Below are 23,463 nucleotides of genomic sequence, written 5' to 3'. Positions count from 1 at the left end.
CACTCAATAAACGTCTGCAGGTGTCGCAGAATAGGAAAGCGAATAGAGGTCGCTCTTTTGAGCCGGCTGTGCGCCCAGGCTTACGAGCGAAGGTTCGGAAAGCTCGAAACTATTTAGAGCCTGCACCGCATCCGTGTCGTATCCGCAGACAACCAACGCCCAATCCGCAACCTGATCTGCCGTACCACGGATCTTTTGTTCCGTTGTCTGAGCGATCAAAGGCGTCTCGTGCTTCAGTAGATGAGCACCTGTAATTCCAGGACGAACAGATAGCTCATCGATGAGTGCCTTTAGAGACTGTCGGAGCTCGGCCTCACGTCCGCGCTTCGGGGCGAAACGGATAGTCAGCGCGTTGCGCGCCACAGCACCGCCACGCGACTCAAGGACATGCGATTGACTGCGCACCATATTTCTGTGGTGCGGCATCAACTTGATCGACCAAGGAGTGGGTGCATTCAATCGTTCAAGGTACGAGGGCGACGACAGGACGTCGAAGTTCTCCAATTCGTACATCACGAAAATGCCTTCCCCACCGTTCACACGGGTCCACCTCGAACTGCGGTGGAATCCAGGAATGCCAAGCCGCTCGGGGAAATGCTCATGGGAGTGCCAATGCTCGAAGTCTTCTCGCATATCGGGAGCCATGTTCCACCACATGGCGAGGGCTGCGTTTCCAAGAAGAGACATCGTCGACCTCAGTTCATGCCGCGTATGTGTGCCATCGCGCTGAGCAATCCGGTCGCCTCGACCTCTGCTACCAAGGAGCTACGCAGTGTGTTGATTTTGTACATTCAAAGTCGTCCTCATCGTCGTTCACCCAGAACGGTCCGGGCTGGTGAAATCGGACAATACACAAAACTTGAATACCTTTCAAAATTATTCTAATATTCAAATTTTGAATTAGCGGATATTTTATGAGCGGAGCACTGGAAAAATCACTGGATATCCTCGAGTACCTCACCGACTACCCGGACGGGGTCGCCCTGGCTCAGATCTCAACTGACCTGAACCAGCTTCGCAGCGGCTGCCACAGGACGCTGCATGAATTGATTCGTTACGGCTATGTGCGCCAAATGCCGCAACGCGGCGACTATGCGCTCACCACAAAAATGGCATCGATGGGTCTCAGCTTTTTGAGCAAGTCGGGCGTTCTGGACATTGCCCAACCGGTAATCGATCGCCTGGCTCAAACGACCGCCGAACTTGTTCGGCTGGGCATCGTCGACGAGGATCGCCTGACACTGGTGGCAAAGGCGCAGGGCGCGAAATCCGGCCTGCTGTATGACCCGGACATGGGCATAGATTTGAAGTTGTCCTGCAGTGCGGCAGGCCAAGCCTGGCTCATGACGCTACCCGAGGATGTAGCCATCGAGTACGTGACACGACAGGGGATTGGCAAGCCAAAAGACTTCGGACCGAACGCGCCGATATCCATCAAGGCCTTGCTGACGGAGTTGGATGAGCATCGCGGGCGCGGATACAGCATCATCCAGGACGCCTATGCCCTGGGCATGAGCTCCATGGCCGCACCCATCAAGCGCGCTAACGAGCCCACAACAGGCGTAGTCGTGATCGCGGGCCCCTCCTCCCGCCTTACGCTGGAGCGTATGCAGCAGTTTGGACCAGCACTATTGGCGGCCGCGGACGAACTAGCGGTGGCAGGAAATTCTTCGGCGCTCTTGAAATCTGCAAACGTGGGTACTTGGGGCAACGTGGTCAGTAAACGCGACACTAAGAGGTAATGTCATCCCGCTGGGGCAAACAGTAGCTGATGCTCACAGTGAGAAAGCCCGGACACGTATCCAAGATTTTTTCTTGGGCGCATCCAGGCTTCGGTGTTACGTTCGCATCAGATGACATCTCTTGGACTCTTCAGAGATGGTCGATGCGCGTGGATAAAGTTCAGATCGAGCCAGCCGGTGGTACGGCAGGAAAGTCTTTCTCGGGATCGAACACGTTATTGAAAAAATTCGTCAGGGAGTACATGGCCACCAACGCGATGATCTCCATGACATTCGCATCTGTGTAGCCAGCGTCGCGGACGGCTTTCAGATCAGCATCACTGATCTTGCCGCGAGTCTCGATGACCTTGTGCGCGAACTGAAGGGCAGCGTGGCGCTTTGGGTCAGTGGCCTGGCCCTTGCGAGCGAGAATGACTTCTTCAGCCGGGAGCTTGGCCATGTGCTCGGCCGTAAAGCTGTGAACCGTCAGGCAGTAGTTGCAGCCATTCGCTTCAGAGACGGCGAGGCCGATGCTGTCACGCGTCTTTACGTCGAGCGCTTTGCTCATGGAGCCGAGCAGGGCCGCCCATGCGTTGAACGCGATTGGGCTCTGCGCGAAGGTAGCCATCATATTGGGAGTGAACCCGATGTTCTTGGTGAACGCATCGAGAGTCGGTTTCGAATCAGCCGGCACGTGTTCCGGCGTTAGAACTGCACTTCTAGACATAGTAGTCTCCGTAACTTACTGGTTTTACTGAAAATTAAACGAGATCCAACACTTCAGCCAACGGCCGACGCGGCTTTTGTGCCCAGTTTCCTGGGCGCTCTGCGCCTATGGACAACAACATGACCGGCACTTCGTTTTCAGCCAGTCCGAACTCGCGAACCACCTCTTCGGCATCGAAACCGATCATCGGCGTCGAACCCAGACCTAGCGAACGGGCGGCATAAATGATCGCCGACGCACCGAAGGTGGCTGTGCGTACTGCCTCGTCGCGCTGGCGCTGCGGGTGCTCTAAATACAAACCGCGCGCAGGGACCTCCCAATCCGACACCATCGCCGCAGGCATGACGCCCGCTTCAACCAACGGTGCCAGGCGATCCGGTATTACGCTGGAATCGGCTAATTGGCCGCAGATGATGAAAGTAACGGCGGCTTCAGTGATCGGCGGCTGACTCCAGGCGATCGGACTCAACCGAGCTTTGGCTTCAGGTGTGCGTACCGCAATAAAGCGCCAGTTCTGTAGGTGGAAGGATGTTGGCGCGCTGGTGCCGATTCGCACCAACTCGCGGATTTGTTCATCACTCAAGGTGGCAGCAGGATCGTAATATTTAGCGGCGCTACGGCTGAGGATGGATTCGATAACGGCGTTAGACATGATGACTCCCATATGAAGGTTTTGGTGCGCAATACATCTATGTGCTGCGGGGCGAAATCTGGACGAGAAATGCCCTAGTCGCCTGGCAAAGCGGCTTTCTCGAAGAGCTGAAAGTCGATGTTGGTAGCGTTAATACTGGTGAACGTTTTTGTGAGCAGAGTGAGCGCGATAGTTATCGGATCTCATCCACTGGGTGTCGGTGTAAACCAGGCCAACCGAAACTGGATCGAGATAGCTGAACGTGACGTCCGCGTTCGCGACACCACCATGAATGACCTTCCTGACCTGTACGCAGATATCAGTGACTGCGCTGCGGGAGAACTCTATGGCGGGAAAAGCAATTCGGCTCATGGCGTGACTCTTTCACCAAGTGGTTAGGAGTCACTACTTTAGGCCGACCACTTGTTTCTTTCGAGACTAGAACAACTCAATAAAATGCTCAAAAGGATCAACTGAAGATAATTTATCTTCCAAGCCGAAGCATGGCAGGACACAACTCAGATCGGGATATATAAAGTGCCGGTATGGCCGTGCTCTTCGTTCGCGAAGGAACGGCTGCACCTCGCTGATGGGTCTAGGCTTATTCAGGTGACGCACGAAAAACGAAACGTATTATTCGCCCTCACGCGCCAGACGGCGCCATTGTCCGGCCGTCATCCCCATGGTTTCGGCAAATACACGCCGGAAAGCCGCTACGGATCGATAACCGACTGTCTCGGCCACCGCCTCGGAGGTCATCGATGGTTTCTTCAGTTCGTTGGCGGCCAAGCTCATCCGAATATCGGTGAGCAGTTCGATGGCGGAGCGTCCAAGCTTGTCCTGAAAATGTCGCATGAAGGTTGCCCGTGACATGCTGCACAAGTCCGCCAGATCCGGCAGGTTCCAGGCACGCGCCGGATCGGAGAACATAGCTGAAATGGCAGGGGCCAATCGTGGATGACCTGCAAGCGCCAACAACCCTGCAGGAGCTAGCTCAGACTCACTCGCCGTACGTAATACCAGCGTGAACAGAGCCGAGGAAAGCGCATTGAGCATGGCGTTTCCGCCTGGTTTGTCTCCGCTAGATTCCATACGCATCAGCCCGATAAGGCTGGCGAGGTGAATCGAAGCGGACCCAACGCCCTCTTCGCAGGGATCGTCAACAGCGCGCACCGTTAAATTTTTGGGTAGGTAATTGTGAATCAGCCGTCCATGGGGGGGCTCGATGAAAAATCGTCCGCACAACATATCCAAGTGCTCGTCACCGCCATCATTCTCACTGAGCGTCCACCCCCCAAGACCTTGGTGATTGCAGGTGGGTTTCGGCTCATGTCCGCTGCCATCGTGCAACATGTGCGCCGACCCATGCGGCAACAGCACGATATCGCCAGCTCCCAGATCCCTTGTCGTCCCAGTCTCTGGATCCTCTATAACAGCCCGCCCTTTGAGCACGATGTGGTAGGGAATTTCATGAGCCGCGGACTGAACCCTGTCTACACGCCAAGGTGCCCCGTAGGCGCAACGGACCTCCAACTGGCCAGTGATGGTGATCATTTTTAGGAGATGGCTGAGCCAGTCGATTTGGGGCATAGGAACTCGATAACTGAAAGCGTTTTAGCATCTTATCGCGGTTACACATTACTGCACTGGTCAGCTTCGCCAGAAGCAAGGAAGAAAAGGCGACTGGTGCGCGCCGCGAACAGGTGGGAAAAGTTGCCACGTTTTCCAACGCCAAATATCAGGCCAGGGCTATCGAGTTGTTTGACGACCAAGCAGCTCAAGGTCCCCATCCGGAAACAATCGATCAATGAGGCGGCCTTACGCCTCGTTGATCAACTGATCCCAGGTAACAAGAGACTCCTTTTCCAGGCTTTGTACCGAAGCCCAATGGCTCGCCGCCAATCAGACACCGTTCAAGCATGAGATGGCTAAAAAGCCATTGTTCGAGACGATCTGCACCAAATATTGCACGTTTGGAGCACATCGATTTCCACTTAAAGGTAACAATCTCCACACCCCCAACGTGCTAACCCCGTTGGATTTTAAAACGACATACGGACAGTCAGAAACAAGCACCCCCCGGGCTGACGTCATGCCAAATCCGTTACCTACTATTTGGAATTCAATCTCATGAAAACTCTGACTGCTGCAAATTACAAAGTAGACGGCAATACCCAAAAACGTTCATTGGGTGTAACCACAATGAACCTAGGAATTTTTGGCGTTTATGTCGCTCTTGCCGTGATCTACTTCTGGTTCGGGGGTATGAAATTTACCCACTATGAAGCGCAAGGTTTGGTTCCATTGGTTGGGAACAGCCCACTGCTCGGCTGGGTATATGAGATTTTCAGTGTCGACACCTTTTCCGGCTTGTTGGGCATTCTTGAGGTGTCCATCGGGGCACTGATACTGGGTCGCTTCGTTTCTCCGAAGCTTTCTATCCTCGGAGGTGCTCTATCTGCCGGTTTGTTTGTCACGACTGTAAGCTTTATGTTTTCAACTCCGGGCGTGTTCGAACCTGGACTTGGATTTCCAGCCATCACTATTGCTCCAGGTCAATTTCTGCTCAAAGACATCGGTTTGTTAGCCGCCTCGATTTTCGTGGCAGGGCATTCGCTAGTTGAGCTTGAATCCCGTTCTAATTGATTGATGACCACTTCAATGGCCTGAGTGCGAATCGTACTCAGGCCATTGTTTGTGCAGGTTCATAGACCGACGCTACATCTCAGAAAAAAAAGATCTGTAACCCCGACCCTCATTTACCGTTAGCACTTTTAGTCCATTCACGGGGACTGACTCCTGTTTTTCTGCGAAATGCTCGTGACAGAGCTGACGGGCTGTCATACCCCACATCTGTAGCAATCAAATTGATCGCTCGACCTTCTCGTAATAGCTTCTGAGCCAGACTCACACGCCAGCTCAATAAATATTCTGCGGGTGTTTGCCCTACGATGGTTCGGAAATGCGCAGCGTAGGCAGAGCGTGACATGTTAGATTCTTCAGCCATCTCCGCGATTGACCAAGGGTGGTGAGGCGCGTCATGGACGCTTACCAAAGAATGTGCAAGTCGAGGATCTGCTAATCCAGCCATCAACCCAGTTTGCAACTGATTCTGATCAAGCAGGTGCCGGAACAGCAATATAATCAGCAACTCGAACAGCCGATTGATCACGGCTTCCTTACCGCACTGTCCTTCTGCTGCCTCTTCGAACATCCATGTAAGTGTCGTAGCCAACAATGGTAATTCGTTCAAAGGCAAAACAAGCATATCTGGCAGCGAGGCTGACAGCGGGTTATCAATTCCACCTTCAAAATCCATGGAAGCGCAGAGAAGCTGAGCACCATCGGATTCATCAGCAAACAAGCGATGCCGACGCGGACGAGGCAAGAATATCAAGCTGGGTTGGGTAAGAACCGTATCCCGCTTGTCAACGCCTTGCACTGTCACCGTACCCGCCTTCAGCAGGTGGATATGACCATGCTGATCAACACCACCATAATCCTGAACCCCACAAAGTTTGTCGTTGTAGAAAAGGTTCGCGCGAACGCCAAATCGAGACATCAACGTAGACAGACGATCCAAAATCAATTCCTCAATAGATGAAATCTTGCTTCACAATTTTCATCTATTTCAAAACACCATTGTTAATTGTCTGTAGCACAATTTCCCTGCTGCCCTGTCAACTCGTTTGCTGGAGCAAAAGAAGTATCCAGGCAAACGTGCACTGCGCCAAGGCCCAAAAAAGGCAATCTGGAAATTGTGCTGATGGCCGATGGCGTGCCGGTAGCGGATGTCTACAAAGTACTGACGACTCCGGATCGCCTGAACGCGCATTTTCCAAGCTGGATCAAATCAAGGATCAGTTGCTGTTCTGGAAATCCGGTGGCACTCCCATGCGGCTGCTAGCGCAGCCGCTATGACCACCTCTTACAATAGTCGAGTGACCAATGCGATCAATCAAGATCATAATCTTTTTGACCTGGTTTGTTCACACCCAGCTGTTTTTTTAAATAAGTTGATGGGTAGACGTCGTCTTGAAAACTGAAACCCCGCCCGCAAATCAGAAAATGCTCAACGGGTACTCAATGATGAGCCGAACCTCATCTAACTTTCCTCCTCGGTCAGAACTGCGATATGAAGCGTTGCGCACGCGGAAGCTGAGGTTTTTGGCGCTGCCCTCCTGTACCACGTATTTGACATCGATATCACGTTCCCACGCATGTCCATCATCGGTAGTTGCAGTATCGAATCCGTATCCCTTGACGTATCGGGTCATGAACGTCAAACCGGGGACACCGTAAGGCGCGAGGTTCAGGTCATAACGTGCCTGCCAGGATTTTTCGTCCTGGTAGTTGAAGTCAGAGTATTGCACGGAGTTGCTGACAAAGACCGTGCTCAAGCCATCAATGCCGTAGGTGTAATCGCCACGGCCTGAAACCTCCTGATGGCTGATCATGAAGCGATGCGCGCCAAAAGTGTATGCAGCTGCCAAACTCCAGATTCGGTTATCCAGCTCCCCTGCCCGCTCTTCGCCCACACTATCGGTGTCGTAAATATTGAAATCAAAGTTAAGGGCCTGCGTTTTGCTAAATGGCAAATTGAAGTTGATGTTGCTGTAGTATTTCCGCCAGTAATCATCGACCTTTTGATAGAACAAGCTGCCGGTTAGCTGGTCGTTGAATTTGTACACGCCACCCGCGTAATCCAGGCTGGTCAGCCTGGCGCTGTCGGGTTTACTATCATTACGATTATTTAGCCCAGTGAAATGCCCCGTTGAAAAGGTCAGGTCTTTTATTTCATTACTGGTGACCGACAAGCCCGTGGCAGATTCGGGCAATAACCTTGCATCCGAGGTCGACAGAATCGGTAGCGACATCAACTGGTTACCGTACTTCAACACACTATTTGAAAACTGAACTTTGAGAGCACCGCCGAGTTTGGAGTAGCTGTCTTTCGCACCGTCGCTATCACGCTCCAATAGCCCGGTACCACCGCCTGTACGGCCATCACCGGTATCCAGTTTTATGCCCAGCTGCCCCAACACGTCGAGGCCGAAGCCCAACGTCCCTTGAGTAAAACCTGACTGGAAGTTGCCAATAAAACCTTGACCCCACTCTTCACCGTAATTCTGTGGGGCGTTGGACTGTCGGAAGTCACGGTTCATATACATATTACGGATATTGATTGTAGCTTTTGATCCTTCAACAAAACCGGTCGCTTCCGATTGCTGGCTCGCCATGACGGGCTGTATTGCTCCCATCGTTGCTATCAACACCACTGTATTTATTTTTTTTACGCGCATGATACGCTCCGTTAAAAGTCAGTGTTTGGCTTAAAGGGGGCAGAAGTACTTATTATTGTGATACGCGCAGCATAGTGCTACTCGGCCACAGCTATTCATTGTTTTTATGGCTGCTTAGGTGCATGACTTGCTCGCAAACTTAAATAATGCAGAAATGCCAGCGAACATCTGGACCTCGCATCTAAATTAATAAAGCGTTAACAAGACACACTTTCTTTTTAACGCACACATCACACAAACGCCAATCAATAGACATGCACTGTCCATTACCATTAGTAATAGGCGGTGTGTCTGGCGCCACCAGACGCTCCATACAACACTGAAAAGCCAAAAAAAATCCCACCTGAGACGATGGGATGATTAAGCCGTTGCAAACAATGATCGAGGCACGTTTATTCAAATATACCCTTAGCTGCCTCACGCAAGCACCTTATGAAATTCTTGCACGCGGGATTAACTTCTTTGTCAGCGCGTATCGAAAATCCGACCTGGCCAAAGTTTGCAGTAGTCGTCATTTCCAGTATATTCAATAATCCGGCCTTAACAAACTGCAATGCTGCAGCGCGGGGCATCAACGCAATCATCTCGGTTTCCAGCAACAAACCGATATTGGTCAACGTCGAAAGGGAATTGACATGATGGGGCGGCAACCCTAAGCCGGCGTCTCGGAAAAACTTTTCGACAGCGTTGTAAGACGGCGATTCTTGCAACGGAAAGATCCATTCTTCCGTCATCAGTTCCTCGACGTTCAGGCCTTTTCGATCGATCAGTGCATGCCCCTTGCCAACCACAGCACAAAATGACTCATCGAATAACACTTCGTGCTTGAGCGGAAAAGCATGGGTCAGCGGAAGTTCCTGCTCCGGAAGCCGCCCCACAACGATATCCAGATCCCCCGTCGCCAAGGCCGGAAACATTTGTGCTGTGGTTCCTTCGCGAACGGTGATCAAAACACCGGGAGTGGCCTTGCGCAATTTCACAATGGTTCGAGGTAAAAGTTTGGCCGACGCCGAAATAAGCGTACCGACAATAACGTGGCCGGCCTCTCCGGTACGGAAAGCGTTGACCTCTTCCGTCATGTAGCGGGTTTCGGCAATCAATGACTTGACGCGACGCCCCAACATGACACCGAATTCGGTAGGCGTGACGCCTCTATTGGAACGTTCAAACAAGGGTCCGCCAAAAAAAGACTCCAAGTCGTAGATCGCCTTGGTTATCGCTGGTTGTGTGAGGCCCATGGTATTGGCAGCCCTGACAAAAGAGCCTGACTCAAGTACCAGTTCAAATATCATGAGCTGATTGAATTTCAACTTTCGGCTTAAGGTAATGGCCGATAGGGGTAGTGATTCCATAACACTCCTGACATAAGATCGATGCAGATGCCGCCGAAGGCTTAAAACAGTATAGCGCGACGATTCATCTGCTCCTCAGGAATAGAACGCAAACCAGACCAAATAGTCATAATTTTTTATATCAGCCAGTGCCATCCGACATACAAAAAATATCAATCAATCAAAATAGCGCTGAAGCAAAACGAGGCTACTATTTCGCCCCAAAAAATATTCTCTACTGCGATCATTTAAAGCGACGTTCAAGTAGCCAACGACAGCGGCTATTAAATATTGATATTAAAAAACTGACTGGCATTACCTGACATTATTTTTTGCTGAGCCGACGCTTCAAGATTACTGGTGAGAATCAGATCGCCGATTTTTTGCTCTCCAAGGGGAAATGGGTAGTCGGACCCTAACATCACACGATCTTCGCCCATCACACTCACCAACAATTCAAGCGCACCGGGATTGAAGACCGCACTGTCGACAAAAAATCTGTCAACGTATTCAGACGGCATACGCGGACAATCTTCGCGCACGATATCGCGGTGTCTCCAAGCGTTATCGACGCGCCCCAGCAAAAAGGCGAAGCTGCCACCGCCATGGCCGAAACAAATCTTCAACGATTTCGGAATACGTTCAAAAGCCCCGGACAATATCAAGGACAAAATGGCTAGTTGCGTCTCGGCAGGCATGGCGACCAACCATGGCAACATCCACTTCTTCATCCGCTGCCCCCCCATCATGTCCCATGGGTGAACCAGAATCGGAATGTGTTCGTTGGCGCAATGAATCAGGAACGCTTCGAGTGTCGCGTCATCGAGGTCTTTGTCGCCCATGTGATTGCCGATTTGTACGCCCAAATGACCCGCCGTGAACGCTCGGGAAGCTTCCGCGCAGGCCAGGTCTAGGTCTTGCAAAGGTACTTGCGCCAGCACTTTGAGGCGTTGCGGATCGTGCGCCGCGAATTCCAGCGCCAGATCATTCATTCGCTCAGCCCATTGCCCGGCTTTTCTGGCTTCCCATGTGTAGCCGAACATCACCGGCGTCGCGCAGGTCACTTGCACGTCCACGCCCTGCGCATCCATCTCCTGAATGCGAAATGCCGGATCCCACAGTGCCTGGTACACCGGACGGAAAGCATTTTCCCCCAACATGATCGAGCCGGTGTCGCCCTTAGCGCTAACCTGCAGCCAGGGCGCTTGCTGTACGTGGAACTGTGCGGCCTGTTGCTGCGAAATACGTGGAAAGAAATGGGAGTGCATGTCGATCCTTGGCGTCTTCAAGATTTATCTCCATCTTTTGCCGCTTTTCCCGGGTGAATCTGGCCGCATTGCGAACACTTGCGCAAACTCTCATTCTTGTAAAAAACATCGAACAATGGCGGCAGATCTGTGACGATATTTTTCAGTTGAAATTCGAAGCGATGAACCAGAGCGTTGCAATTCAGGCAGTACCATTCAAAGCCGTCGAGAATGCCTTCCGGACGCTGACGCTCAATCACCAGGCAGCGGCTGTCTGGCTCAGGCCGTTGGGGGGAATGCCGCACGTGAGGAGGCAACAGAAAAATGTCGCCTTCTTTCAGTTCAATCCGATCCGGTTGCCCACGGTCCATGATGTTCAGGTAAGCGTTACCCTTGAACTGATAGAAGAACTCTTCCATGGGGTCATCATGAAAGTCTGTGCGAAAGTTAGGCCCACCGACCACGGTTACAATGAAGTCGGCATCTTGCCAGACTTGTTGATTGCCCACGGGCGGCTTCAACAAGTTGGAATGGTCATCTAGCCAACGTTGAAAATTCAATGGTTTACCGAACGTAAACATTATAAATCCCCTTTTTTCACAACGGTTTATAGGCGACAGCCTTGATTTCGATGAGCAGATGCGGATGCGGTAACTGGTGCACGGCGACCGTCGTTCTGGTCGGACCGTCATAATCAAAGTACTTACCGTAGACTTCGTTGTAGCCCCCGAAGTCGTTCATGTTGACCAGGTACGTCGATATCTCGGCCACGTCGTCCAGCGTTGCCCCGACGCTGCCGAGAATGTCCCGAATGTTTTCTATGACCGCTGTGGTTTGCGCAACGATATCGAGGCGCGTAGTGCCCATCTCGTCCACTTCTGCGCCCACCAGCGAATTGTCCGGACGACGGGAACTGGTACCGGATACAAATAGAAAGTCGCCGGCACGCTTGATGTGGGGGAACTTGCCCCGTGGCAGGGCTTTGCCCTTGACCAGTTTCGCTTCAGTGCTCATTCCTGTGCTCCCGTGTAGAACTCGACACGTCCCAGGGACGTGATTTCCGCACTGACATGCGTGCCGGCGACCAATGCTTGAGCGGCCGTGGCGGCACCCGCCATGATCAGCGACCCGGCGGGCAGGACCATTTCCGCACGTGCGGCCAGGCGTGAGGCCTGTACGACACTGCGCATCGGATCACCCAAAATTGCACCAGTGCTCCCCATCTGCATGGGCTTGCCGTTGAAGCGCAACGCCACTCCAAGGTTCGCCAGGTCGGTGAGGTTGCGTGACATGGCGCCGATCACAAGCCCGGCGGAAGAACAGTTATCCGCCACTACGTCTTCCAGGGTGAATTTGAAGTTGCGGTAGCGCGAGTCAATGATCTCGATCGCCGGAGCAACACCTTCCAGGTAGGAGGAGGCTTCGAGCAGCGTCAGCGGACGGTCGATATCGCGCTTTGTCAGGAAACACACTTCTGGTTCAGCACGCGGGTGAATGAAGTCAGACAGGTCAATCACGGCCCCTTCTTCATACACCATGGCGTCGGTGAGCAGCCCCCAGATCAGGCTGTCGACGCCCATCTGAATCATCTTCGCCCGACTGGTAAAGCCCAGCTTGATTCCGACCGATACTTCGCCGCGCTCATGGCGCAGTGCGATAGAAGCCCGCTGGATAAGATAAGCGTCATCGAGCGTGAATCCATGGACCGGCGTTAGCGGGTCGATTTCTTCTCGATGGCGCGCGGCGTTATCGAGCGCTGTCGAGACGGCGCGAATATCCAGAGTACTCATACCTCACCCCCTGTCTTGCTCAGCAGATCCAGCGCAACATCGACAATCATGTCTTCCTGCCCACCGACCATTCGGCGATTGCCCAACTCGACGAGGATATCGACGGCCGAGACGCCGTAACGCACGGATGCCGCTTCAGCGTGGCGCAAAAAGCTCGAATAGACGCCGGCATAACCCAGCGCCAAGGTTTCGCGATCCACCCGCACCGGGCGATCCTGCAGCGGACGCACCAGATCGTCGGCGGCGTCCATCAGCGTGAAGAGGTCAGTGCCGTGGTTCCATCCCAACTTCTCGATGGCCGCGATGAATACTTCAAGCGGTGCGTTACCGGCCCCGGCTCCCATGCCCGCCAGAGATGCATCGACCCGATCACAGCCGTTCTCTATGGCAATGATCGAATTGGCGACCCCCAACGAAAGGTTGTGATGGGCGTGCATGCCGGTCTGGGTTGCCGGGTCAAGAATGTCCTTGAACGCCTTGAAGCGTTCGGCGATCCCTTGCATCGACAGTGCACCGCCAGAATCCACCACGTAGACGCACTGAGCGCCGTAGCTCTCCATCAGTCTGGCTTGTTCGGCGAGCTGCCGCGGTGTCGCCATGTGCGACATCATCAGAAAGCCGACAGTGTCCATGCCCAGCTGACGAGCATGTTCGATGTGCTGGCGGGAGATATCCGCTTCAGTGCAATGGGTCGCTACCCGAACCGTGCGTACACCCGCCTTGAATGCGGCGTCCAAGTCGTGCAAGGTGCCGATGCCCGGCAACAGCAACGTTGCGAGTTTGGCATGCGTGAGCACCGACGCCGTAGCTTCGATCCACTCCAGATCGCTATGGGCACCAAAGCCATAGTTGAAACTGGAACCGGCGAGCCCGTCGCCGTGAGCCACTTCGATACTGTCGACCTTGGCCAGGTCCAGCGCCTTGGCAATGGCGATCACCTGATCAAGCGAATACTGATGACGAATCGCGTGCATGCCGTCGCGCAGAGTGACGTCCTGAATGAATATTTTCTTGCCGTTACTCATGGTGATCTCCCTGCCCTGCCGCAATCATGTTGGCGGCAATCTGGTCGGCAGCGGCGAGCGCGGCCGATGTCATGATGTCGAGATTTCCGGCGTAAGCGGGCAAGTAGTGCGCCGCGCCCTCAACTTCCAGGAACACTGACACTTTGATCCCCGAGACAAGGCCAATCCCCGGAATGTTGATTGGTTGATCGGCGGGGATGGTGTCGAACTGCACGTCTTGTTTCATCCGATAACCCGGCACATACATCGCGACCTCTTCGACCATTTGCACGATCGATTGTCGGATCACATGGGTGTCGGCCTCGGCATCGGCCAGGCACAGGACAGTGTCGCGCATCATCAACGGAGGCTCTGCGGGGTTGAGTACAATGATCGCTTTACCGTGTTCGGCACCGCCGACGCTGACGATGGCCTGTGAGGTAGTTTCGGTGAACTCGTCGATGTTGGCGCGGGTGCCGGGGCCGGCGGACTTGCTGGCGATCGAAGCGACGATTTCCGCATAGCGAACCCGGGTCACGCGCGAGATCGCACGCACGATCGGAATCGTCGCCTGGCCACCGCAAGTGACCATATTGATGTTGGAACTTGCCAGGTGATCCTTCAGATTGACCACGGGCACCACGTAGGGGCCAATGGCCGCGGGTGTCAGGTCGATCACTTTGATGCCGTGCTGCTGCAAGACTTCGTTGTGCCGGGCGTGGGCACCGGCCGAGGTCGCATCGAAGACGATGCGGATACTGTCGAATCCCGGCAGGTTTACCAGGCCGGCGATGCCTTCGTGGGTCGTCGTGACACCCATTCGCGCAGCACGGGCCAAACCATCGGACGCCGCATCGATGCCGACCATGGCGCCCATCGCCAGATGCCTGGAATTACGCATGACCTTGATCATCAGATCGGTGCCGATGTTGCCCGAGCCGATAATTGCAACGTTCAGTCGAGTGTTCTGGTCCACGAGTCGTTACTCCTGCGCAGGGGCGAAGGAGGCGCGAACGCGACCCAGCCCTTGAATATTGGCTTCGAAAATGTCGCCGGAAGCGGCGGCGACCATCGGGCCGAGCGCGCCGGTCATGATGATGTCGCCCGGTTGCAGCGGTTGACCGAGGCGCGCCATGGTGTCAGCTAACCAAACGGCAGCCAGCAGCGGATTTCCCATGCAGGCGGCGCCCATGCCGACGCTGACCTGATCGCCACGACGCTCCATCACCATGCCGCAACCTACGACATCGAAGGCCTCCAGCTTGACGGGACGCGAGCCGAGCACGAACAGCCCGCTAGAGGCGTTGTCCGCAATGGTGTCGGTGAGCCTGATGTCCCAGTTCGCTACGCGGCTGCCCACGATCTCGATCGCCGGAAGCGCGAAAGCCGTCGCGCGGATAATGTCGGCAATGGTGTGTTTGCCAAAGTTCAGCGGACGCTCGATAACCAGCGCGATCTCCGCTTCGACCTTCGCTTGCATTACGCGACCGGGTACGACGTCCTCGCCATCGGCCAGGCACATGTCGGCGAACAACATGCCGAAATCCGGTTGATCCACGCCCAATTGCTGCTGGACGATTTTTGAGGTGAGGCCGATTTTGCGACCCACAGGACGCAGGCCTTGTTGAAGGCGGCGCTCGGTGTTGAATTGTTGCACCGCGTAAGCCAGTGCAACATCGTCGATACCGATCAAATCCCGAACGGGCTCACAGGGGACTCTGTCCAACTCCGCCTGCCACAACCGCGTAGCGGCGAGTTCAATATTCTTGTTCATGGCTGCATGATCACTGTGATGATTTAACGAAAGAAAACTCGATTTCCACACTCGCTCCCAATGGCAGCGCACTCACCCCGACACTAGTTCTCGCGGGCGGTACCTGGCCTTGCGGAAAAAACGTTTCCCAGGCCACATTGATCTCGGCGAAAGCATCGAAGCGAGTGGTGTAGAGACGAGCGATGAGCAAGTCGTCCAGCGTTAATCCGTAATCGGCCAATGCGCGATTCAAGTTGTCTAGAATGCGACGGGTTTCCGCGCCGGGGCCACCCTCGACCAGTCGCCCCGTGACCGGGTCCAACGCAATCATTCCTGACACCTGGTAAGTGCTGCCGATCGCGACACAGGGGGAATAGTGAAAGCGTGGCTCAGGAATGGCGCTCGATTGCAGGATCTGTCGCATGCGTGTGCCCCTAGATCTTGATGCAGACGTTGGCGATGTCGGAGTAGAAATCCATCGAGAAACGACCGCCTTCACGTCCCAAACCCGACAGTTTTACTCCGCCGAAAGGCGTGCGCAGATCCCGCAAGTACCAGGTATTGACCCAGACCAGTCCGACATGGATTTGCCGCGAAACGCGATGAGCACGTGAGAGATTAGTGGTCCAGATAGCGCAGGCGAGCCCGTAGTTACTGTCATTAACGCGAGCAATGACTTCATCTTCATCATCGAATGGTGCGATGTGGCAGACCGGCCCGAAAATCTCTTCCGTCATGCAGCGTGCCTTGTCCGAAAGTCCCGTCCAGATGGTCGGCTGCACGTAGGCGCCCTGGTCGCGTTCGTCGTTAAACTGGGGAATGCCGCCGCCGCTGACGACGGTGGCACCCTCCTCGACTGCCAGGCGGTAGTACGACAGCACCTTGTCACGATGACCATGGGAAATAAGCGGTCCCATGCTCACGCCTTCCTGGTCGGGATAACCGACGATCAACCGTTCCGCTTCAACCTTGAGCCCCGAAACAAACTCGTCGAAGATCGACCTATGAACATACACACGCTCGGAGCACAGGCAGACTTGCCCTGAGTTGGTGAACGATGAACGCAATACACCAGCGATAGCCGCATCCAAATCCGCATCGGCAAAGACGACCGCAGCATTCTTCCCACCCAGCTCGAAAGACACTTCCTTAACGCCATCGGCCACCGCTTTCATGATGGTCGAACCGGTCTTGGATTCTCCGGTAAAGGTTAATGCGCTGATACCGGGATGCCGGGTCAGAAACTCACCGGCCGAGTCTTTACCGAACCCGTGAATCAAATTGAATACGCCCGGCGGCACACCGGCGTCATGCATGACTTCAGCCAGTAAAGTTGCCGAAGAAGGGGATTCCTCGGACGGTTTTGCAACAATGGTATTGCCGCACGCTAATGCAGGAGCAACTTTCCAAGTAAACAGCAGTAATGGCAAGTTCCAGGGAGAAATCACCCCCACCACACCCAATGGTTTACGGAGGGTGTAATTGAGCGCACTGGCACCGTCCGGCGTCAACATTTCAAACAGGTCGGTATGAGAGGTTTTCGCCAGGTCGGCAAAGGTCCGAAAGTTGGCAATCGCACGGGGAATATCGAGCGTCCGCGCCTGATGAACCGGGCGACCAGTGTCCGCGACTTCGGCTGCGACGAACTCGTCGAAACGAGCCTGAATGCCATCGGCAATTTTATGAATCAGCGCGGCACGGTCGTGCACGCTCAGATCTCCCCACGGACCTTTCAACGCTCGCCGCGCAGCAACGACAGCGTCGTCGACTTGCCTGGCATCCGCTTCGCACACACCCGAAATGAGCTTGCCATTGACCGGATTAATATTCGCAAAACTTGATGCGGAAGTAACAAAGTGACCATCGATATAATTAAGTAACTTGCGGGAAGTATCGAGGTGTGCCGATGAAGCCGGTAAAGTATTCATAGTTTCCTGCTCTGATAGGGTTGCAAGATGACTTCATTTTATCGATGTATGTAAAAAGCAAAATTCAAAAGATCACGACCCTTTATTCGTGAAAGTAATAGCCAACTAAAAAAACGGCGAAGAAGGCCCAGGAGCAACCCTCTGGCCTACTCCGCCAAAACAGAACTATCGAGGTATCAAACGCCCAAATATCGTTGCCACAAGTTTCGGTCCAGGCTCAGTTCTCTGGAGGAACCCTGCCAGGCGACTTTGCCTTTTTCGATGATTGTGTGGTGATCCGCCAACGCAATGAGCTTCTCGACATACTTGTCGATGACCAGCACGGTCTGCCCACTCTTTTTCAATGCGTGAAGGCACGCCCATATCTCATCCCGGATCAGCGGCGCCAGGCCTTCTGTCGCTTCGTCCAAAATCAGCAGATGAGGGTTGGTCATCAGCGCACGACCGATGGCCAGCATTTGCTGTTCGCCGCCCGATAACTGTGCACCCATATTTCGTTCGCGTTCGGCCAGTCGCGGAAAGAAGTCGTAGACCTTGTCCAGCGTCCAGGGCGCTGATGACTTGTTTCGGTTGCAGGCAAAAGCCACCAGGTTTTCTTTCACGGTTAGGTTGGGAAATATATGGCGCCCCTCTGGTACCACGGCAATGCCCTTGCGACCGATGACATCTGCGGATTTGCGGTCAATCAGTTCGCCGCGAAACCGGATCGATCCCGAGTTGATAGGCGTCAGCCCCAAAATCGACCGTACACTGGTGGTTTTGCCCATCCCGTTGCGCCCGAGCAAGGTAGACACCTCCCCTTCCTTGATCTGTAAACTCACGCCGAACAGCACTTGGCTTTCGCCATAAGCGGTTTCAACATCGGTGACTTCAAGGATCGCACTCATACCGTCTCCTCGCCCAGGTAGGCTCGTTTGACTTCAGGGTTTGCGCGCACTTCGCACGGTATACCCGAGGCAATGACTTGCCCGTAGACCAGCGCGGACATGCGATCGGCAAGCCGGAACACCGCGGCCATATCGTGCTCAATCAGCAGCACGGTCGATTGGCCCTTGAGCGCCGAAAGCAACTCCACCATTTTTTCCGAATCTTCAGGCCCCATGCCGGCCATGGGTTCGTCGAGCAATAGCAGTTTGGGTCGAGTGCCCAGCGTGATACCCAACTCCAGCTGCCGTTGCTCGCCATGTGCCAGACTGCCTGCGATAACTCTGGCCTTCGATCCGAGGCCGACCTGCTCGAGAATCTCGTTGGCTTCGTTGAAAATTGCAGCTTCGGAAATCGCCGCCCGCCAAAACCGAAAGCTGCTGCCACTGCGTGCCTGCACCGCCAAGGCAACGTTATCCAGCACCGTCAGTTTTTTAAAAATACTGGTGATCTGATAGGAGCGCGCCAACCCGGCAGCGACGCGTTTGTGCATCGACATGCCCAGGATGTTGACGCCATCGAACACCATCGTCCCCTCATCAGATTCCAGCGCACCGGATATTTGATGGATCAGCGTGGTTTTACCGGCACCGTTGGGACCGATCAGTGCGTGCACTTCGCCTTTATGGACGGACAGGTTGGCGCCGTTGGTCGCGACCAACCCGCCGAAGCGCTTAACCAGATTACGGATTTCCAGGAGTGGCGGGTTCATGGCGACACCTTCCTGTTGAACAGTCCGACAATACCCGTCTGGGCAAACAACACGACCACCAACAGAATGGCACCCAGGGGCAATTGCCAGTGAATCGTATAGTTGGACAGCAGCTCCTCCAGGATCAGCAGCGCTGCCGCACCGAAGACACCCCCATACAAATAGCCGACCCCGCCCATGATCACCATCACCATCAGCGTTCCGGACTGAGTCCACAACATGAGGTTGGGGCTGATGAAGCCATTCTGATTGGCCACTAATGCGCCCGCCAGACCTGCCAGTGCGCCGGACAACGTGAAGGCCATCAGCTTGAATCGAAACACCGGATAACCAATCGATTCCATCCGCGATTCGTTTTCCCGAATTGACTGCAGCACCCGTCCGAATCGAGCGTTGACCGCGCGCTGCATCGCGAACATCACCGCCACGCTGATGAACAACACCACGTAGTAAAAGCCGATATCGGACGAAAGATCTGGCCCCAATGCGAGGGTCGAACGCCCAGCCAAGGACATGCCGTCATCGCCACCGAATGCGGTCAACGATTGAAAGATGTAATACAGCATTTGGGCAAACGACAACGTGATCATGATGAAGTACACACCACGGGTACGCAGGGAAATCAGCCCAATGATCAACGCGCAGAAGGCGCTGATGGCGACGGCTGCAGGCCAGGCGATCCAGGCGGAGCTGGTGCCCATGTCCATCAGGATGGCAATGGTGTAGGCACCGATGCCGAAGAAGCCCGCGTGTCCGAAGGCCACCAGGCCGCCGAATCCCAACACTAGATTGAGGCTGGTCGCCGCCAAGGCAAAAATCATGATCCGCGTTGCAAACGTCATGTAGAAGGTTTGATCAAACGCATTGGCCAGCCAGGGCAAGGCCAGCAAGAGAAGCAAAACGACGGCTGCCACGCCAAGCCGGATGCTGTGGTGGAGGGTCGAGTTCATAGGGTCACCCACGAGCAGGAAACAGGCCTTGTGGCTTCCAGAACAAAACGGCAGCCATAAGGACGTAAATAATGATTGAAGCGACGGCAGCTCCAATCGATGAGGTCACCGCAGGCGATAGAAACTTGCTCAGCAACAACGGGAGCAGAGACCGACTCAAAGTATCGACCGCACCGATCAGCAGCGCGCCGACAAACGCGCCCCGAATCGACCCTATTCCGCCAATAACCACCACCACGAAGGCCAGGATCAAGATGCTTTCGCCCATCCCGACCTGCACTGCCAGTAACGGTCCGAGCATTGCGCCCGCCAGCGCACACAGCGCAGCCCCGACACCGAACACGACGGTGAACAACCATTTGATGTTCACTCCCATGCTCGTCGCCATTTCCCGATTTGACGCCCCTGCGCGGACCCACATACCCACTTTGGTTTTCGCCACAAGGAAATACATCGACAGCGCGACCACCAACCCTACGCCGATGATCAACAGGCGTTGCGCGGGATAGTGCAGGCCAGGCAGCAACTCAACAGGGCGAGAAAAAGCGGCCGGTGTATTGAGTGGAATCGGCTGCACGCCCCAGATCATCCGTACCGATTCATTGCAGATCAGAATCAGTGCAAAAGTCGCCAACACCTGAGACAAATGATCTCGCCGGTACAGCCTTCGAAAGAGACTCACCTCCAGCACCATGCCGATGATCGCCGTGGCCACCAGAGCCACCGCCACGCCAATAAAATAGGAGCCCGTCGCATCAGCAACTGTTGCGGTCAAGTAGGCGCCAATCATGTACAGCGAACCGTGGGCCAGATTGATCATGTCCATGATCCCGAACACCAGTGTCAATCCTGCCGCGAGCAGAAAAAGCATGAGTCCGAACTGTAATCCGTTCAGTGCTTCTTCGATCATTAGTGTGCTCATTTCTCGATTTCCGGATGCAGTTTCGCGCTCAGGCCGATGAGGTTTGCCGCGAACTGATGGACTAGCTTGCCGATGTTGGGATCGACAAACGAATCATCCGCGTCGAACGCGTTTTGGGCGGATGGAAGCGCGACATCTTCAGCCAATACTACGGCACCCATTTTCGCCATGATCCCGCGTAAATCGATGATTCCCCGCAACCCGCCGAACGGGCTCAGCGAAGCCGCCATCAAACCCACTGCCTTGCCGCGAAACGGCACTAGACCATCAATGCCATCCGCCGGACGGGAACACCAGTCCAAAGTGTTCTTCAACAGCGCGGTCACCGAGCCGTTGTACTCCGGTGAAGCGATCAGCAACCCATCGTGTGCCAATAGCAATTCACGCAGACTCATGGCGTTTCGCGGTACGCCCGACGCTGCTTCAAGGTCACCGTCGTAAATAGGTAACGGGAATTCGCGTAAATCAATGTGTGTGACGTGCGCGCCGTGCTCTTTCGCGGCGGCAACGGCATGATTCAGTAACTTGAGGTTCAGCGAGGCTTTTCGGGTGCTACCGGAAAACGCCAATATTTTAATTATTGGTTTCATGTGAATCTTCCCGCTCAGTCAAAAACATACTTATTGAGGAATCAGTGATAGCGTCTGGCTCTACAAAACAGTCTAGAGTTTGCAAGCACCTATATAGGCATCGGGGTGATTATCGAAAATAGTCGCGATAGTTTTGTTGCTGATCTCTCCTGCAGAATCTTTCTGAACTTCTCGCAGGTAGAACGTATCCCTCGGAAATTGATTTGTGTTGAACTTGAACGAACCGCGCAACGATTTGAAATCGGTATTCATCAATGCGGTGTGCAGCGCGTCCTTATCTGACAAGTTTCCTTTTACGTCTTTCACCGCGCTATCGAGCAGACGCACCACGTCATAACCCTGGAAGGCATACATGGTCGGAACACGGCCGTAGGTTTTCTTGAAGTCTGCAACAAACGCTTCGTTTTGTGGGTTTTTCAGATCCCAAGCCCAGTGTGATGCGTTTTTCAGTCCCACCGCTTGCTCACCGACCGCGCTAACCACGTCCTGATCCGCGGAGTGCCCAGTCGAGAAGTAAGGAATCTCTTTATCAAGACCGGCGCCGACATATTGCTTGATGAAGTTGATGCTCATACCACTGGGTAAGAAGTAGAACACGGCGTCCGGTTTGGCGGCGCGAATCTGTGCCAGCTCCGAAGCAAAATCCAGCTGCCCCAACTTCACATAGACTTCTGCGCTCACATCACCTTTAAAGAAACGCTTGAACCCTTCCAAGTTCTCCTTCCCACCGGTGTAATTGGGCGCGAGAATGAAGACCTTCTTGAAATTTTTGCTGGTCAGGTAACTGCCCGCAGCCTCACTCTGCCCGTCGTTCTGCCAGGCCAGTCCAAAGAAGTATTTATTGCAACGCTCGCCCGCGAACGCTGCCGGCCCTGCGGCTGCACTGATATAAAACGTTTTGGATGCGAAAGCCGAAGGACCCACCGCGAGCATGACGTTCGAGTAGACAATGCCGGTGAGGAAGTCGACTTTGTCGCGTTTGATCATCTTGTCTGCCAATTGTTTCCCGACATCGGGACTGGCCTGATCATCGCCCTCCACAACTTCAACTGGCAACCCGCCGATTTTGTTCTGGTTATTCTTGAGGGCGAGTTTGAAGCCATCACGAATTTCAACGCCAAAACCGGCAATAGGCCCGGACAGCGTACTGATGAAACCGATTTTCACACTTTCTTGCGCTTGAGCAGACAAGGTCAAGGCCGAAAGCAGAACAAATGTCGCGAGCTTATTCATCACCTATCCTTCTTATATGATTTATTAAGGCAGTTAAATAAAGCGGTTACATAGCGGCAGGAGGATCGATATATTTTATTTCTCCACCGGGAAGAAAGAACAGCATCGTGACCTTGCCACCTCTGACAGTCGGGTAATGCTGGCTGTTGGGCTCAAAGACCTTCCAGCCGGCACCGCTGCCACAGAACGTCGCACCGTCATCTACCGGGCCAATCATGTTGATCTCGCCCTGGGGGTGCAGGTGGTAATTACCCATCACGTTTTTCAACATGCCGGTCTCTACGCTATAGCCGATGGCTGTGTCAGTCGCCTTGGCTAACTGACCACGCCGATAGTCCGGACCATCGATCTGCGCATAGCAGGCCCATCCTTCATCAATGCCAAGACGCAGCAGCCGCAAAAGATTCAAGTACACCTCGGAGCCTGCCCCAAACCGCGCGTTGAGCTCCATTTCCAATTGCTTATCCAGAGGTTTACCCTTGAGAAATGACAGTAACGATTCAACTGCCGTCATCATTTCAGGCTTGTTCGGACCGGACGGCAGGACATCGCCTTTCTCCTGTACACCGGCCTGTGCAATCGGGGCATTGGACATACTGACTCCTTGCAAAAGTAGGGAAATAACCCAGTCATCGATCAACCACCAAGCAGGAGACTCGAAGACAAAACAGATAGATAGCCTGACGAAATCGAGTCT

General features: G+C 54.1%; 26 protein-coding genes. 2 read left to right on the top strand and 24 right to left on the bottom strand.

The genetic code is table 11. The features are described from left to right. Positions 1 to 3: 3 nt before the first annotated feature. Positions 4 to 687, bottom strand: a complete 684-nt coding sequence (locus D882_RS0107475) for a hypothetical protein (protein WP_027922654.1) — start codon at positions 685 to 687, stop codon at positions 4 to 6. 227 nt (positions 688 to 914) lie between these two features. On the opposite strand from D882_RS0107475, the gene D882_RS0107470 reads away from it, so the two are divergent. Next, on the top strand, positions 915 to 1,742 hold the full coding sequence (locus tag D882_RS0107470) for an IclR family transcriptional regulator (RefSeq protein WP_027922653.1): 828 nt from the start codon (positions 915 to 917) through the stop codon (positions 1,740 to 1,742). Positions 1,743 to 1,902: 160 nt separating this feature from the next. Here D882_RS0107470 and D882_RS0107465 read toward each other — a convergent pair whose 3' ends face one another. From D882_RS0107465 to D882_RS0107450, 4 genes are all read right to left on the bottom strand, one after another. After that, positions 1,903 to 2,448 carry a carboxymuconolactone decarboxylase family protein gene (locus D882_RS0107465; protein ID WP_027922652.1) on the bottom strand — a complete coding sequence of 182 codons (546 nt, stop codon included), beginning with the start codon at positions 2,446 to 2,448 and terminating at the stop codon, positions 1,903 to 1,905. A 34-nt stretch (positions 2,449 to 2,482) separates the two neighbouring features. Then, complete coding sequence (locus tag D882_RS0107460; protein WP_027922651.1) at positions 2,483 to 3,100, bottom strand: nitroreductase family protein; 618 nt, start codon at positions 3,098 to 3,100, stop codon at positions 2,483 to 2,485. Positions 3,101 to 3,229: 129 nt separating this feature from the next. Beyond that, on the bottom strand, positions 3,230 to 3,451 hold the full coding sequence (locus D882_RS0107455; RefSeq protein ID WP_027922650.1) for a hypothetical protein: 222 nt from the start codon (positions 3,449 to 3,451) through the stop codon (positions 3,230 to 3,232). A 261-nt stretch (positions 3,452 to 3,712) separates the two neighbouring features. After that, positions 3,713 to 4,669: an AraC family transcriptional regulator gene (locus D882_RS0107450; RefSeq protein WP_027922649.1), complete on the bottom strand. Its 957-nt coding sequence runs from the start codon at positions 4,667 to 4,669 to the stop codon at positions 3,713 to 3,715. A gap of 540 nt (positions 4,670 to 5,209) precedes the next feature. On the opposite strand from D882_RS0107450, the gene D882_RS0107445 reads away from it, so the two are divergent. Beyond that, the gene (locus D882_RS0107445) at positions 5,210 to 5,725 is read left to right on the top strand and encodes a YkgB family protein (protein WP_027922648.1); all 516 of its coding nucleotides are present in this window, start codon (positions 5,210 to 5,212) and stop codon (positions 5,723 to 5,725) included. Between the two features lie 109 nt (positions 5,726 to 5,834). Here the strand turns inward: D882_RS0107445 and D882_RS0107440 are convergent, their stop codons facing one another. The 19 genes from D882_RS0107440 to D882_RS0107350 form a co-directional block, all read right to left on the bottom strand. Further along, positions 5,835 to 6,662: an AraC family transcriptional regulator gene (locus D882_RS0107440; RefSeq protein ID WP_027922647.1), complete on the bottom strand. Its 828-nt coding sequence runs from the start codon at positions 6,660 to 6,662 to the stop codon at positions 5,835 to 5,837. A 478-nt stretch (positions 6,663 to 7,140) separates the two neighbouring features. Next, positions 7,141 to 8,382 (bottom strand): OprD family porin, encoded by a 1,242-nt coding sequence (locus D882_RS0107435; RefSeq protein ID WP_027922646.1) that lies wholly within the window; start codon positions 8,380 to 8,382, stop codon positions 7,141 to 7,143. Positions 8,383 to 8,774: 392 nt separating this feature from the next. Then, positions 8,775 to 9,734, bottom strand: coding sequence for a LysR family transcriptional regulator (locus D882_RS0107430; protein ID WP_027922645.1), 960 nt, complete (start codon positions 9,732 to 9,734; stop codon positions 8,775 to 8,777). 263 nt (positions 9,735 to 9,997) lie between these two features. After that, positions 9,998 to 11,002, bottom strand: a complete 1,005-nt coding sequence (locus D882_RS0107425) for an amidohydrolase family protein (RefSeq protein ID WP_256218330.1) — start codon at positions 11,000 to 11,002, stop codon at positions 9,998 to 10,000. After that, positions 10,999 to 11,541 carry a 3-hydroxyanthranilate 3,4-dioxygenase gene (locus tag D882_RS0107420; RefSeq protein ID WP_027922643.1) on the bottom strand — a complete coding sequence of 181 codons (543 nt, stop codon included), beginning with the start codon at positions 11,539 to 11,541 and terminating at the stop codon, positions 10,999 to 11,001. Before D882_RS0107420 ends, D882_RS0107425 begins: the two co-directional genes overlap by 4 nt. Positions 11,542 to 11,557: 16 nt before the next feature. Next, positions 11,558 to 11,974: a RidA family protein gene (locus D882_RS0107415; RefSeq protein WP_027922642.1), complete on the bottom strand. Its 417-nt coding sequence runs from the start codon at positions 11,972 to 11,974 to the stop codon at positions 11,558 to 11,560. Further along, positions 11,971 to 12,750, bottom strand: a complete 780-nt coding sequence (locus tag D882_RS0107410; RefSeq protein ID WP_027922641.1) for a 2-keto-4-pentenoate hydratase — start codon at positions 12,748 to 12,750, stop codon at positions 11,971 to 11,973. The genes D882_RS0107415 and D882_RS0107410 overlap by 4 nt, the downstream gene beginning before the upstream one ends. Beyond that, positions 12,747 to 13,781: a 4-hydroxy-2-oxovalerate aldolase gene (gene dmpG, locus D882_RS0107405; RefSeq protein WP_177327596.1), complete on the bottom strand. Its 1,035-nt coding sequence runs from the start codon at positions 13,779 to 13,781 to the stop codon at positions 12,747 to 12,749. Before dmpG ends, D882_RS0107410 begins: the two co-directional genes overlap by 4 nt. Continuing rightward, positions 13,768 to 14,730 (bottom strand): acetaldehyde dehydrogenase (acetylating), encoded by a 963-nt coding sequence (locus D882_RS0107400; protein WP_027922639.1) that lies wholly within the window; start codon positions 14,728 to 14,730, stop codon positions 13,768 to 13,770. Before D882_RS0107400 ends, dmpG begins: the two co-directional genes overlap by 14 nt. A 6-nt stretch (positions 14,731 to 14,736) precedes the next feature. After that, positions 14,737 to 15,528, bottom strand: coding sequence for a 2-keto-4-pentenoate hydratase (locus tag D882_RS0107395; RefSeq protein WP_027922638.1), 792 nt, complete (start codon positions 15,526 to 15,528; stop codon positions 14,737 to 14,739). Positions 15,529 to 15,538: 10 nt separating this feature from the next. After that, positions 15,539 to 15,931: a RidA family protein gene (locus D882_RS01000000130880; protein WP_081743920.1), complete on the bottom strand. Its 393-nt coding sequence runs from the start codon at positions 15,929 to 15,931 to the stop codon at positions 15,539 to 15,541. 10 nt (positions 15,932 to 15,941) lie between these two features. Continuing rightward, the gene (locus tag D882_RS0107385; RefSeq protein ID WP_027922636.1) at positions 15,942 to 17,435 is read right to left on the bottom strand and encodes a 2-hydroxymuconic semialdehyde dehydrogenase; all 1,494 of its coding nucleotides are present in this window, start codon (positions 17,433 to 17,435) and stop codon (positions 15,942 to 15,944) included. A gap of 176 nt (positions 17,436 to 17,611) precedes the next feature. Then, positions 17,612 to 18,322, bottom strand: a complete 711-nt coding sequence (locus D882_RS0107380) for an ABC transporter ATP-binding protein (protein ID WP_027922635.1) — start codon at positions 18,320 to 18,322, stop codon at positions 17,612 to 17,614. Beyond that, positions 18,319 to 19,071 (bottom strand): ABC transporter ATP-binding protein, encoded by a 753-nt coding sequence (locus D882_RS0107375; protein ID WP_027922634.1) that lies wholly within the window; start codon positions 19,069 to 19,071, stop codon positions 18,319 to 18,321. The genes D882_RS0107380 and D882_RS0107375 overlap by 4 nt, the downstream gene beginning before the upstream one ends. Then, positions 19,068 to 20,021: a branched-chain amino acid ABC transporter permease gene (locus D882_RS0107370; protein WP_032833456.1), complete on the bottom strand. Its 954-nt coding sequence runs from the start codon at positions 20,019 to 20,021 to the stop codon at positions 19,068 to 19,070. Before D882_RS0107370 ends, D882_RS0107375 begins: the two co-directional genes overlap by 4 nt. Positions 20,022 to 20,025: 4 nt before the next feature. Further along, positions 20,026 to 20,931: a branched-chain amino acid ABC transporter permease gene (locus tag D882_RS0107365; protein WP_218186570.1), complete on the bottom strand. Its 906-nt coding sequence runs from the start codon at positions 20,929 to 20,931 to the stop codon at positions 20,026 to 20,028. A gap of 8 nt (positions 20,932 to 20,939) precedes the next feature. Continuing rightward, positions 20,940 to 21,533 (bottom strand): NADPH-dependent FMN reductase, encoded by a 594-nt coding sequence (locus D882_RS01000000130875; RefSeq protein ID WP_032833455.1) that lies wholly within the window; start codon positions 21,531 to 21,533, stop codon positions 20,940 to 20,942. A 72-nt stretch (positions 21,534 to 21,605) separates the two neighbouring features. Then, entirely contained in the window at positions 21,606 to 22,766 is a 1,161-nt protein-coding gene (locus D882_RS0107355) for an ABC transporter substrate-binding protein (RefSeq protein WP_027922631.1), read from the bottom strand. Positions 22,767 to 22,812: 46 nt separating this feature from the next. After that, positions 22,813 to 23,361: a DUF4863 family protein gene (locus D882_RS0107350; protein ID WP_032833454.1), complete on the bottom strand. Its 549-nt coding sequence runs from the start codon at positions 23,359 to 23,361 to the stop codon at positions 22,813 to 22,815. Positions 23,362 to 23,463: the final 102 nt, after the last annotated feature.

This window comes from Pseudomonas sp. URMO17WK12:I12 (assembly GCF_000514395.1).
Lineage (GTDB): Bacteria > Pseudomonadota > Gammaproteobacteria > Pseudomonadales > Pseudomonadaceae > Aquipseudomonas > Aquipseudomonas mucoides.
Note: the sequence above shows the minus strand (reverse complement) of the source record. Positions and strands in the feature narration are given on the sequence as shown.